The sequence below is a fragment of the Novosphingobium sp. APW14 genome, from assembly GCF_032337075.1.
In the GTDB taxonomy this organism is placed as follows: Bacteria; Pseudomonadota; Alphaproteobacteria; order Sphingomonadales; family Sphingomonadaceae; genus Novosphingobium.
Map to the genome: position 1 here is coordinate 35,820 of NZ_JAVYAB010000004.1, position 12,683 is coordinate 48,502.

A 12,683-nucleotide genomic window follows, 5' to 3' on the forward strand; every position below is an offset into this window, starting at 1 on the left:
TGGACCTGCGACAGGCCGAACCTGATAGCGGATCGACCTTGGTTAGCGTGGATTGCAGTTAGGCGCGGGCGGTGCGATAGGCAAGCCATGCGTCACCCTGCGCGGCCGCGGCCGCCCCACCTCGCCTTTGCTCTTGGTCGCTGGAAATCCAGCGCGTTGGCGCTTGCCTTTCTGACCATTGCCGGAACCGCCCAAGCTCAGGAGACCGCAGCGCCTCTGCCCAGCGAAGCCGCAGCCGAAGTGCCCGTTGGCTTCGAAGCGGACGGGATCAGCTATGATGACGCCTCGGACAGCGTCACCGTGTTTGGCAATGTCGTGATGCGCCGGGAAAAGCAGTCGGTTCGTGCAGACAAGGTGGTTTGGAACCGCAAGACCGGCGAAGTGGAAGCCAGTGGTAATATTCGCCTGGTCGACAGTGACGGTAACCAGCTTTTCGCCGATTCGCTGGTGCTGGATGAAGACCTGCGCGCCGGGGCCATGCAGAATATGCTGCTGGCGCTGCGCGAAGGCGGCCGACTGGCTGCCGCCAATGGCCAGCGTGCGCCCGATGGCACCATTGTGCTGTCCAACGCCGTCTATTCAGCCTGCGCCGTTGAAGATAGCTCGGGTTGTCCCGTCAATCCAAGCTGGCGGATTACCGCCCAGCGCGTGACTTATGATGACACCAAGAAACTGATCCGCTTCAAGGGGGCTCGGCTTGAGCTGTTCGGGGCGCGTTTGCTGCCCCTGCCCGGCCTGATGCTGGCGAGCGACGGAAGACCGATTTCCGGCCTGCTGATCCCGGATGTTCGGCTTTCGGCATCCAATGGCGTCGAATTCTCGCAGACCTATTACAAGCGGCTTGGCAACAACCGGGATCTGGCGCTCACCGGCTATGTCTATACTGCCGCGTTGCCGATGATTTCGGGCCAATACCGCCAGTTGACCAGCAAGGGGGCCTATCAGGTCACCGGCTATGCCACGCGGTCTTCCCGCATCCCCATCGGCGGGGAGCCGCTGGATAGCCAGCGGGACTTCCGCGGTTATCTGGCCGGGAATGGCAAATTCCAGCTTTCACCGAACTGGTCGATAACGGCATCGGGCCGCATCGCTTCGGACCGAACCTTCCTGCGCCGCTATGACATCAGCCGGGATGACCGGCTGCGCAGCATGATTGAGGTCGAGCGGATCGATCCCAATTCGTACCTCTCCGTTGCTGGCTGGGCGACGCAGACCCTGCGGGTTGGCGATGCGCAGGGCCAGGTGCCGATTGCACTTCCGGTCATCGACTATCGCCGCCGGCTGAATGATCCGCTGATGGGCGGTAAGATTGAGCTCCAGGCCAACTCGCTCGCCATCACCCGCACGACCGGACAGGACACCCAGCGCGCTTTCGCCTCGGCCCGGTGGGACCTGCGGCGCATTACCGGCCTTGGCCAGGAAGTTACATTCACCGCGCTCGCCCGCGGCGACGTTTACAATTCGGACGAAAATAGTCTGACGGCAACGGCAGTCTACCGCGGCAATCCGGGTTGGCAGACCCGCGGGCTCACGACGGCGGCGGTCGATGTGAAATGGCCCTTGCTGGGCGCGTTTTTTGGGGGCGCGCAAGTGCTCACGCCGCGTTTGCAGGTGGTTGCCAGCCCGAACCTGCGCAATCTGGCAATCCCGAACGAGGATGCCCGCGCAATCGACCTTGAGGATTCAAACCTCTTCGCGCTCAATCGCTTCCCGGGATATGATCGGATCGAAGATGGGGTGCGCTTTACCTATGGGTTCGACTGGCAGTGGGAAAAGCCGGGCTGGCGCGTTTCGACCAACATCGGGCAGTCCTATCGCCTGACCAGCAAGCCGACCCTGCTGCCCGATGGGACGGGCCTTTCCAACCGGGTTTCGGACATCGTCGGGCGAACCGAAGTGCGCTACAAGGACTTCGTCCGCTTCACGCACCGTTTCCGGCTCGACAAGGATAACTTCGCGGTCCGCCGCAATGAAATCGACGCTGCGATCGGGAGCGAGCGGACCTATGCCGAAGTGGGCTACCTCCGTCTCAACCGCGACATTTCTGCCATCGCTGAAGACCTAAAGGATCGCGAAGAATTGCGCGTCGCCGGGCGTGTTGCCTTTGCGCGGTACTGGTCGCTGTTTGGCTCGGGTGTCTTCAACCTGACCGGAGCGAAGGAAGACCCGGTGCTGGCGACGGATGGCTTCCAGGCGCTGCGCACCCGGATCGGGGTTGCCTATCAGGATGATTGCCTTGATCTTGCGCTGACCTGGCGCCGCGATTTTGTTGCAACCGGGGATGCGCGCCGCGGCAACACCTTCCAGGTGAGTTTAGCCGTGCGTAATCTTGGTTTTCGGTGATCGGGACATTTGCCGGGGCGAAGCAAACGCGCTATCCGGCCCGTCAATGGTGGTAGCCTGATCAGCTTGGGTTAAGCCAGCCGGCGGCAATGGCTCCGGCAAGTAGGCCGGGAAATTTTTTCCGCGCCGTAATGGGGATTGAACTGACGGTGACACGCATGTCCATTTCGCGCCGCCCGCTTCGCTACACGTTTGCCATTGCCGCCCTGGCTCTGGCCGGTGGGGCGATGGCGCAGAATGCCACCTCTTCCTCCAGCGGTCTGGCGCTACCCGAAAATCCAAATTTCTTTGAAAAGAACGATCCGAATTATCGGAAGGCAACCGTGGTTGTGAACGGTGAGATCATCACCGGCACTGATATCGATCAGCGCGTTGCCCTTTTGGTAGCTGCCAGCGGCGGCGCGATCGATGCAGAGGAACTGAAGCGGTTAAAGCTTCAAGTGCTGCGCAACCTGATGGACGAAACGCTCCAGATCCAGGAAGCTGCGGCACAGAAGGTCGAGATTGACCAAGCAGAGGTTGACCAGGCCTATACACGCATCGCTGGTCAGAACTTTGGCCAAGACCCCAAGGCAATGGACGCCTACCTTGCCAAAATCGGTTCCGCACCGGCCTCGCTCAAACGCCAAATTCGCGGCGAACTGTCCTGGCAGCGGCTGCTGCGACGCAACGTCCAGCCCTTCGTCAACGTTTCGGACGATGAAGTGCGCGAAGTGCTGAAGCGCATGCAGGATGCCAAGGGCACCGAAGAATACCGTGTCGGCGAAATTTTCCTCTCAGCCACGTCGGAGAACCGCGATGCGGTCCTGGCCAATGCCACCCGCATTGTCGAACAGCTCCGCGCTGGTGGCAGCTTTGTGGGTTACGCCCGCCAGTTCTCCGAGGCGTCTACCGCGTCGGTTGGCGGCGATCTTGGCTGGGTGCGCCTTGGCCAGTTGCCGGCAGAGCTCGGTGCTGCACTCACAAGCCTGCAGGCCGGCCAGCTAGCCGGCCCAATTGAGATCCGTGGCGGCTTTTCGATCGTCGCTTTGATCGACAAGCGCCAGGTGCTGACCGCCGATCCGCGTGACGCCGTGCTCAGCCTCAAGCAGCTTTCGATCAGCTTTGCACCAGGCACGACGGACGCTCAAGCTACGGCCAAAGCCCGCGGTTTTGCTGAAGCGGTCCGCTCCGCGCGAGGGTGCGGGACGGTTGATTCCATCGCCCAGCAGCAGGGGGCCGAAGTGGTTACCAATGACCAGATAAAGGCCCGTGACCTGCCCGGGCCGCTTCAGAACATGGTTTTGGGAATGACCTTGGGTGAAGTCACCCCTCCATTCGGTTCGATCCAGGACGGGGTGCGGGTGCTGATGCTGTGCGGCCGCGATGATCCGAAGGACGCAACCGCACCGAACTTCGAGCAGATCCAGGGCCAGATCGAAGATGAGCGCGTCAACAAGCGCGCCCAGGCCTATCTGCGCGACCTGCGGCGTGACGCCGTGATCGATTACGACTGATCGCACGATGAGCGAGGGGGCACTCGTCGTATCGCTGGGCGATCCGGCGGGGGTTGGTCCGGAACTGATCGCGGCTGCCTGGGCCGCGCGCGAGGCGAAGCTGCTGCCGCCGTTCGTGGTGGCTGGCGGAGCTGAAGTGATCGCAGCGGCAGCCCAAATGCGCGGGCTTTCCGTGCCAATTCGCGAAGTGTTCCATCCGGCCGAAGCCCTGGAGTGTTTTGACTTCATGCTGCCCGTCTTGGCCGGCGCTGATGGTGACTATCGGCCCGGATCTCCTGACCGCACAGGTGCCGAACTGGCCCTCGCCTCGCTAACCGAAGCCACCGAATTGGCCCGTAGCGGCGATTGCTGGGGCATTGTCACCGCGCCGATCGCCAAATCATTGCTGGCAGAGGTCGGCTTCGCCCACCCCGGTCAAACCGAGTTCGTCGCCGCGGCCTGCGGGATCGCGGCTGAGGACGCCGTGATGATGCTCGCCGGACCGACACTGCGGACGGTGCCGCTTACGGTCCACGTCGCATTGTCCGCGGTTCCCGCCCTGATCACCGCTGACTTGATTCTCCGCAAGGCCCGGATTGTCGCCCGCGCATTGGCACAGGACTTCGGTATTGATCGCCCCCGCCTGGCCATAGCCGCGCTCAATCCGCATGCGGGGGAGGACGGACGGATGGGGCATGAGGATGGCGCTGTCATCACCCCGGCCATTGCCGCCTTGCGGGCCGAGGGCATCGAAGCCACCGGCCCACACCCGGCCGACGCGCTGTTCACACCCCGATCCCGCGCCACCTTTGATGCGGCGCTTTGCATGTACCACGATCAGGCGCTGGTCCCGCTGAAGGCGCTGGACTTTGACGAAGGCGTCAATGTCACACTCGGCCTGCCCATCGTGCGCACCAGCCCTGACCACGGGACAGCCTTTGGCATTGCCGGCAAGGGGCTGGCCGATCCCGGCGCCACCATCGCCGCGATCCGCATGGCTGGCGAGATCGCGGTTCGCCGCGGCCAAACCTGAAAACCCGTTCGTGTCGAGCGAGGTCGAGACACCTGTGCGCAACGTGTCTCGACTTCGCTCGACACGAACGGCTAGGGAGGTCGGGTGACAGTTAATCTCCCACCCTTACGCGATGTCATCAACCGGCACGGCCTGTTCGCTTCCAAGGCGCTTGGCCAGAACTTCCTGTTCGATGAGCAACTGCTTGACCGGATTGCCGCGATCCCGGGCAAGCTCAAGGGCCAGCAGGTCCTTGAAATCGGTCCCGGCCCCGGCGGGCTGACCCGTGCGCTACTCCGCGCCGGCGCGCAGGTTACCGCGATCGAGATGGACCGCCGCTGCCTCCCCGCTCTTGCCGAACTGAGCGAAGCCTTCCCGAGCCAGCTCAGGGTGATCGAAGGCGATGCAACCAAGATCGATCACGGGCTCGAAGGCCCGTTCCACGTCGTTGCCAACCTGCCCTACAACGTGGGCACCATGCTGTTCACCGGCTGGCTGTCTGGCCAGGACTGGCCGCCGCAATGGGCCAGCCTGACGCTGATGTTCCAGCTTGAGGTTGCCCAGCGGATCGTCGCCGAAGCCGGCAGCGATGCCTATGGCCGCCTTGCCGTGCTGGCCCAGTGGCGGTCCAACGCCAAGATCGCGATGAAGGTTCACCGCAGCGCTTTCACTCCGCCACCCAAGGTGATGAGCGCCGTGATCCATGTCACACCTGCCGATATGCCGCAGGGTGTTTCGGCGCGGATGCTCGAACGCGTGACCGAAGCCGCCTTCGGCCAGCGCCGCAAGATGCTGCGCCAGAGCCTGAAGGGTCTGCCCGGCGCGCTCGAAGCATTGGAAAGTCTTGGCATCGATCCGCAACGCCGTGCCGAAACGCTCAGCGTTGCGGAGTTCGTCGGCCTGGCGCGCGCGCTGTCCTAACCCGCCTTCTTAACCCGCCGCCACTGGTGAAGCAGCGGCTCGGTATAGCCGCTCGGCTGTTCGACACCCTTGAACACCAGATCGCAAGCCGCGCGGAAGGCCGGGGCGTCCTCGTTCCCCACCAGCGGCTCGTAAAGCGGATCGCCGACGTTCTGGGCATCGACCTTGGCGGCCATGCGGCGCAGGCTGTCCATCACCTGATCCTTGGTGCAGACGCCATGGAGCAGCCAGTTGGCCATGTGCTGCGATGAAATACGCAAGGTGGCGCGGTCTTCCATCAGGCCCACGTCGTTAATGTCCGGCACCTTGGAGCAACCTACGCCCTGGTCGATCCAGCGCACGACATAGCCAAGCAGGCCCTGGGCGTTGTTGTCGAGCTCGGCCCGAACTTCGTCTTCCGACCAGTTGGTACCCTGCGCCAAGGGCACGGCCAACAGCGGTTCGAGGCCCGGGGTGGGCTTGTCGGCCAATTCCTGCTGCACGGCGAACACATCGACCGCGTGGTAATGCATCGCGTGGAGCGTCGCGGCGGTGGGCGACGGCACCCAGGCGGTGTTGGCGCCTGACTTCGGGTGGCCGATCTTCTGGACCATCATTTCGCCCATCAGGTCGGGCGCGGCCCACATGCCCTTGCCGATCTGCGCCTTGCCCGAAAGCCCGCAGGACAGGCCGATCTGGACGTTGCGCGCTTCGTAAGCGGCGATCCAGGACGAGGCCTTCATGTCGGCCTTGCGGATCATCGCACCTGCGCGCATCGAAGTATGGATTTCATCCCCGGTGCGGTCGAGGAAGCCGGTGTTGATGAACACGATCCGGTCCTTCACCGCGTGGATGCAGGCGGCAAGGTTGGCCGATGTGCGGCGCTCCTCATCCATCACGCCCACCTTCACGGTGTGCCGCGGCAGGCCGAGCAGATCTTCGACCGCATCGAACAGGTCGTTGGTGAAGGCGCACTCCTCAGGGCCATGCTGCTTGGGCTTGACGATGTAGATGCTGCCGTGGCGGCCATTGCCGTACTTGCACAGCCCGGCCCGGTCATGCGCGCCAATCGCGCTGGTGATGACCGCGTCCATGATCCCTTCCGGAATCTCGCTGCCATCGGCCAGCAGGATCGCCGGGTTGGTCATCAGGTGGCCGACATTGCGCACGAACAGCAGGCTGCGCCCGGGCAGGATCAGATCACCCCAGGTGCGGTCACCATTGAGCCTGCGGGTCATCGTGCGCCCGCCCTTCTCAAAGGTTTCGGCCAGATCGCCGCGAATCACGCCCAGCCAGTTGCGATAGGCATTCAGCTTGTCCTCGGCATCGACCGCCGCGATCGAATCCTCCAGGTCACAGATCGTGGTCAGCGCCGATTCCAGCAAAACATCGGCAATGCCGAGCGGATCGGTCTTGCCGACCGGGTGATCGCGATCAACCACCACTTCGATGTGCAGACCGTTGTGGCGGAACAGGTAGCCACCCGGCTTGGTCGCGATCAGGTGTTCGCTGGACCCGCCCGCGAGCGCTGCTTCCCAACCGGGGATGGCGGAATCGAGGAACTTGCGAACCGCAACGATCACCGCTCCGCCGCGCGCTTCGTCGTAGCCACCCGGGCGGGCGGGCGGGGCATCGAGTGCATCGGTGCCGTAATAGGCGTCATAGAGGCTGCCCCACCGGGCATTGGCTGCGTTGAGCAGGAACCGGGCATTGAGCACCGGCACAACCAGCTGCGGGCCTGCCATGGTGGCGATTTCAGGATCGACGTTCTGCGTGGTGACTGAAAAAGGCGCAGGCTCCGGCACAAGGTAGCCAATTTCGCGCAGGAAGGCCTGATACTCGGAAGCGTCGATCGGCTGGCCAGCGCGCGCCTTGTGCCAGGCATCAATCCGGGCTTGCAGGTCTTCCCGCTTGGCCAGCAGCGCGCGGTTTACCGGACCGAAGCGCTCCACCAGCGCCGCAAAGCCGGTCCAGAACTGGCCCAGATCGTGACCCAGCGGTTTTACGACCTCGTTCTCGATAAAGGCGGCCAGTGCCGCATCCACTTGCAGGCCCGACTTCTCAACCCGATCGCTCATTGTACCTCACACAACATGGAGCGCGCAGCACGATGATCTGCTGGCGCGTGTTACATCAACGATCCCGGGGAGGAATTTCCCAGCCTATGCCGCATGTGCGAAGGGATGGCAACGGGTCTTGCCGGACAGGGGTTGGAACCCCCTCTCGCCTCGGCTAGTGGTGGTAACACATGCAACAACTTACCTCCGCCGAAGCCGCGCTGATCGCCAGCGTCGATGCCGCGCCGATGCTGGATCAGGTGCTGGCCTGGAGCGCCATCAATACCGGCACGGGCAACTTGTCCGGGCTGGCGCAATATGTTGCGATATTGGCCGATGCATTCGCGGCCCTGCCGGGCGAGGTTGCCTTGGTCGCCCCCGCGAAGGTTGAAGCAGTGGCACCCGATGGGCGCGGGCTGGAGGTTGCCTATGGCCAACACATGGTGCTGCGCGTCCGCCCCAAAGCCAACCGCCGGTTCCTGTTGACCGGGCACATGGACACGGTCTTCCCGCCCGACCACGCCTTTCAAGCCCCCCGCTGGCTGGACGAAGAAACCCTGAACGGCCCCGGCGTGGCTGATATGAAGGGCGGGATCGCGGTCATCCTCGCCGCGCTCAAGGCCTTTGAAGGCAGCCCCGCCGCAGCGGGCGTGGGCTATGATGTGCTGCTCAATTCAGACGAGGAAACCGGCAGCCTTTCCTCCGCCCCGCTGATTGCCGAACTGGCGGCGGGCAAGATTGCCGCGCTGACTTACGAACCCTCAGCCTTGCCTGATGGAACCTTGGCTGGCGCGCGCGGCGGCAGCGGGAATTACAGCCTGATCGTGACAGGCAAGTCCGCCCACGCCGGACGAAATCCGCAGGATGGGCGCAATGCCATTGTCGCGGCGGCCGCACTCGCGCTGGGCCTCAAGGCGCTCGAACGGGAGGGCCTCAGCATCAATCCCGCAAAGATTGATGGCGGCAGCGCCAACAATGTCGTGCCCGATCATGCCGTGCTGCGTTTCAACATCCGCCCGATGAATACCCAGCTGGCGGAGTGGTTCGAACAACAGGTCCAGCAGCTGATCGCGGCCGTTGCGGCCGAACATGGGGTGGCGATCCATCGCCATGGCGGGATCAGCCGCCCGCCCAAGCCGCTCGATCCGCCAGCCGAGCGCCTGTTCGAACTGGTGCGGGATTGCGGCGCGGCGCTGGGCCAAACGATCCGCTGGCAAAGCTCTGGCGGGGTCTGCGATGGCAACAACATCGCCGCCTGCGGTGTGCCCGTGGTGGACACGATGGGCGTGCGCGGCGGCGCGATCCATTCGCCGGATGAGTTCCTGATTGTCCCAAGCCTGGCCGAGCGCGCCAAGCTTTCCGCCCTTGTTCTGCACCGACTTGCTACCGGAGTAACCTTGTGACCTTCGTGATCCGCGCAGCCAAAGCCGATGACCTGCAGCACCTCTACGAGATGGCCAAGCGGACCGGTGGCGGCTTCACCAACCTGCCACCCGATCGCAAGGCGCTGACCGCCAAGTTGGAGCGCGGCGCTGCCGCCTTTTCCCGCACCGCGGATGAAGTGGGCGATGACCTGTTCGTTTTCGTGCTGGAAAACACCGCCACCGGTGAAGTGCGCGGCACCTGCCAGATCTTCTCCGCCGTCGGATTGAAGTGGCCGTTCTATTCCTACCGGATTGGTGCGCTGACCCAGCACAGCGAAGAGCTGGGGCGAACTTTTCGTGCTGATATCCTTAACTTATCGACCGATCTTGAGGGTGTAAGTGAAGTCGGCGGCCTGTTCCTGCACCCCGGTGAGCGGGCCGGCGGCCTCGGTATGCTGATTGCCCGCAGCCGCTATCTGTTCATCCGCAACCACCGCCAGCGCTTTGCCGACCGCTGCCTGGCCGAACTGCGCGGGGTGATCGACGAGGCCGGTGGTTCACCGTTCTGGGATGGGGTTGCCGGGCGCTTCTTTGGTATGAATTTTCAGGATGCGGACGAGTTCAACGCCAAGCATGGCAACCAGTTCATCGCCGATCTTATGCCCAAGCATCCGGTTTACATTGCCATGCTGTCTGAAGCGGCCAAGGCGGTCATCGGCGTGCCCCACCCTTCCGGCCGCGCCGCGATGCGGATGCTGGAGGAAGAAGGCTTCGCCTGGGAAAGCTACATCGACATCTTTGATGGCGGCCCGACCATGACCGTACGGACCGACCAGATCCGCTCAATCCGCGAGGCAAAGGACGAAGCCGTTGTCGCGCTTGACGGGAACCTCGGCGATAACAAGTCAGGCGAGAAGCGTCTGGTCTCGATCGGCAAATTGGCCGATTTCCGCACCGCCTATGGCTGGGTCGATCCGCGCGAAGGCGGGATTGCGTTGGATCCCGCCTGCGCAGCGCTGCTGGGCGTAGAACCGGGCATGACCGTCACTCACGTCGCGCGGGGCTGAGCCATGAGCCTGGTTGAGATCAACTTTGACGGGATCATCGGGCCAAGCCACAACTATGCCGGGCTCAGCCTTGGCAACATCGCCTCTGCCAACAACGCAGGTGACACAAGCTTTCCGCGCGCGGCAGCGCTGCAAGGGCTCAGCAAGATGCGCCACAACCTGGCATTGGGGTTGGTTCAGGGCTTCCTGCTGCCCCTGCCCCGGCCCAACGGCGCCTTTCTCTCGGCAATTGGCGCAAACGGCAGCGAGGACCGCCGCCTGCTGGCCGCCGCCTGGTCAGCCAGCGCGATGTGGACGGCCAATGCCGCGACAGTCTCGCCTGCCCCTGATACGGCTGATGGGCGCTGTCACCTGACCGCCGCGAACCTTGTCACTATGCCGCACCGCAGCCAGGAATGGCCTGACACAGTGAAGCAGTTGCGCCTGGCCTTTGCTAATCCAGAGCACTTTGCCGTCCACGATGCCGTGCCCGCCTGCTTCGGCGACGAGGGCGCGGCCAATCACATGCGGATGAGCGCCAGTCATGGCGATCCGGGGATCGAAATCTTCGTTTACGGCAAAAGCGGCGGGCCATTCCCCGCGCGCCAGCATGAACAGGCCAGCCGCGCGGTGGCCCGCCTGCACGGCATTGATCCAGCGCGCACCCTATTTGTCGAGCAGAATCCGGAAGCCATCGCCGCCGGAGCATTCCACAACGACGTCGTCGCCGTCGCGAATGAGCGGGTGCTCTTCACGCATGAACTGGCTTTCGCCGATCCTGAGGGCACCTATGGCGCGATCCGCGATCTGCTGCCGGAGGCGGAGATCGTGATCGTGCCGGCCGCAGCGGTCAGCCTGGCCGATGCGATCAAGAGCTACCTGTTCAACGCCCAGCTCCTTACCCTGCCCTCGGGCGAGATGGGCCTGGTGATCCCGCTCGAAGCCTGGGAGCACCCCAAGGTCCGGGCCTGGTTGGACGGGATGCTTGCGAGCAACGGCCCGATCCGTCGGGTCATGCCGGTCGACGTCCGGCAATCGATGGCCAATGGTGGAGGACCAGCCTGCTTGCGGCTAAGGGTTGTCGCCGATCCAGCGACGATCGATCAGCGCTTTCTGCTCGACGAGAAGAAGATCGCTAGGATCGAAGCTGTCGTCACCGAACATTGGCCGGCATCGATTGGTGCCGACCAAATCGGCGATCCGGCACTTGCAATGCGCATCATCGCTGCGCGCCAGGCATTGCTGGCAACGCTTGATTTTGCTGAGTTCGGTTAAAGTCCAAGTGGCTAACAATGGGACAGGCAGTTAACCAGTCCCTTGCGCGATTGTCCTGCTTTGGCATGGAGGGCATTCCCATACCTGTTGAGGCGGTGCGCAAGACCATGCTTCGTAAGATCGGCCAGTTGTTCGTGATCAAAACCTCGCTTGAGGCCTACCTGATCATATACGCGCTCGCGCTCGGCGCGGTGGAGCGGGGTTCGATCTATCTGGCGCGTTTTCCAGGCATTGGCGGCTTGCTGCTGTTCCTGGCCTGCACTGGCACCGTGTTCATGGCCGGCGCAAAAATCCTCGACTGCGTGAAACTTGAGAGGGATCTCGCCCAATTCCCGGCACACTGAGGGGAATAGTGGGGCGTTTCTGTTGCAAGGTACGCCCCGGACCCCGTTCTTGGTAGTGTAACTTCAGGCCGCTAGGCCCTAGAATTACGCAGCAAGAGCAAGTGCTTCGTTATCGTTGGCACTTGTGAGTTTTGAGCCTTGAACGGGTTACTCAGCCCGGGCAAAAACAGCGCTTTTCAACACACGTCGATCCTAGTTCGGCCCCGTCATTGTCCCTGCCGGAGCAGGCCCCCTCCCGAGAGGGAAGGAGACAATGGTGGAGCCGCCGGGTACCGCCCCCGGGTCCGCTGCGCCTATTGCACGCCGCAGTTTATCGCCATAGCCGGGCGAACCCGGCAAAACGGATATAGGGAGCCTGGGGCCAAATGAAAAGGGCGGGAGCAAGCCCCCGCCCTTCCAGCCAACTGTTTTCCCAAATCAGCCCTTCTTGAGTGCATCCCGAATTTCGCTCAGCAGTTCCACCTCGCTAGGGCCGCCGGCAGGTGGTGGCACGATCTTGTTGGCCTGGCGCACGATCAGGAAAATCACGAAAGCCAAAATCACAAAGTTGATAACGGCGGTAATGAAACTGCCCCAGGCAATCACGGTCGCACCCGCCGCCTTGGCGGCTGCCAACGTTGCCCCAGCGGCGACATCTCCCGCGAGCACAGTGTACTTGTTCGAAAAATCGACCCCGCCGGTAAGGAAGCCAATCACTGGCATCAGCACGTCGTCCGTCAGCGAGGAGACAATCTTGCCAAACCCGGCCCCGATGATCACGCCGACCGCAAGGTCAAGCACATTGCCTCGCGACAGAAAGGCCTTGAATTCACTCAGCATGGAACGTGTCCCCTTCGCCTGATCTCAAAGATACGTATAAACTGCCAT

The 12,683-nt window shown here is 63.0% G+C and carries 10 protein-coding genes and 1 other RNA gene; 8 read left to right on the forward strand and 3 right to left on the reverse strand.

Annotation, left to right across the window (positions count from 1 at the left end):
- The first annotated feature begins 87 nt into the window (after positions 1-87).
- From RQP55_RS06290 to rsmA, 4 genes are all read left to right on the forward strand, one after another.
- Positions 88-2,343 (forward strand): LPS-assembly protein LptD, encoded by a 2,256-nt coding sequence (locus RQP55_RS06290; protein WP_315609337.1) that lies wholly within the window; start codon positions 88-90, stop codon positions 2,341-2,343.
- Positions 2,344-2,501: 158 nt separating this feature from the next.
- On the forward strand, positions 2,502-3,839 hold the full coding sequence (locus RQP55_RS06295; RefSeq protein WP_315609338.1) for a peptidylprolyl isomerase: 1,338 nt from the start codon (positions 2,502-2,504) through the stop codon (positions 3,837-3,839).
- A 7-nt stretch (positions 3,840-3,846) separates the two neighbouring features.
- Positions 3,847-4,851, forward strand: coding sequence for a 4-hydroxythreonine-4-phosphate dehydrogenase PdxA (pdxA, locus tag RQP55_RS06300; RefSeq protein WP_315609339.1), 1,005 nt, complete (start codon positions 3,847-3,849; stop codon positions 4,849-4,851).
- Positions 4,852-4,935: 84 nt separating this feature from the next.
- Positions 4,936-5,751, forward strand: a complete 816-nt coding sequence (gene rsmA / locus RQP55_RS06305; protein WP_315609340.1) for a 16S rRNA (adenine(1518)-N(6)/adenine(1519)-N(6))-dimethyltransferase RsmA — start codon at positions 4,936-4,938, stop codon at positions 5,749-5,751.
- Here the strand turns inward: rsmA and RQP55_RS06310 are convergent.
- Entirely contained in the window at positions 5,748-7,808 is a 2,061-nt protein-coding gene (locus RQP55_RS06310; RefSeq protein WP_315609341.1) for a malate synthase G, read from the reverse strand. The genes rsmA and RQP55_RS06310 overlap by 4 nt on opposite strands.
- 170 nt (positions 7,809-7,978) lie before the next feature.
- On the opposite strand from RQP55_RS06310, the gene RQP55_RS06315 reads away from it, so the two are divergent.
- The 4 genes from RQP55_RS06315 (at position 7,979) to RQP55_RS06330 (ending at position 11,816) form a co-directional block, all read left to right on the forward strand.
- The gene (locus tag RQP55_RS06315; protein ID WP_315609342.1) at positions 7,979-9,190 is read left to right on the forward strand and encodes a hydrolase; all 1,212 of its coding nucleotides are present in this window, start codon (positions 7,979-7,981) and stop codon (positions 9,188-9,190) included.
- Complete coding sequence (locus RQP55_RS06320) at positions 9,187-10,218, forward strand: arginine N-succinyltransferase (RefSeq protein WP_315609343.1); 1,032 nt, start codon at positions 9,187-9,189, stop codon at positions 10,216-10,218. The genes RQP55_RS06315 and RQP55_RS06320 overlap by 4 nt, the downstream gene beginning before the upstream one ends.
- Positions 10,219-10,221: 3 nt before the next feature.
- Positions 10,222-11,472, forward strand: coding sequence for an N-succinylarginine dihydrolase (locus RQP55_RS06325; RefSeq protein WP_315609344.1), 1,251 nt, complete (start codon positions 10,222-10,224; stop codon positions 11,470-11,472).
- Positions 11,473-11,579: 107 nt separating this feature from the next.
- Positions 11,580-11,816 (forward strand): hypothetical protein, encoded by a 237-nt coding sequence (locus RQP55_RS06330; protein ID WP_315609586.1) that lies wholly within the window; start codon positions 11,580-11,582, stop codon positions 11,814-11,816.
- Positions 11,817-11,823: 7 nt separating this feature from the next.
- Here RQP55_RS06330 and ssrA read toward each other — a convergent pair.
- Both ssrA and mscL read right to left on the reverse strand, forming a co-directional pair.
- Positions 11,824-12,192, reverse strand: a transfer-messenger RNA (tmRNA) gene (ssrA, locus tag RQP55_RS06335).
- A 41-nt stretch (positions 12,193-12,233) separates the two neighbouring features.
- A complete protein-coding gene (mscL, locus tag RQP55_RS06340) occupies positions 12,234-12,635 on the reverse strand; it encodes a large conductance mechanosensitive channel protein MscL (RefSeq protein WP_315609345.1) in 402 nt (133 codons plus the stop codon).
- Positions 12,636-12,683 lie beyond the last annotated feature (48 nt).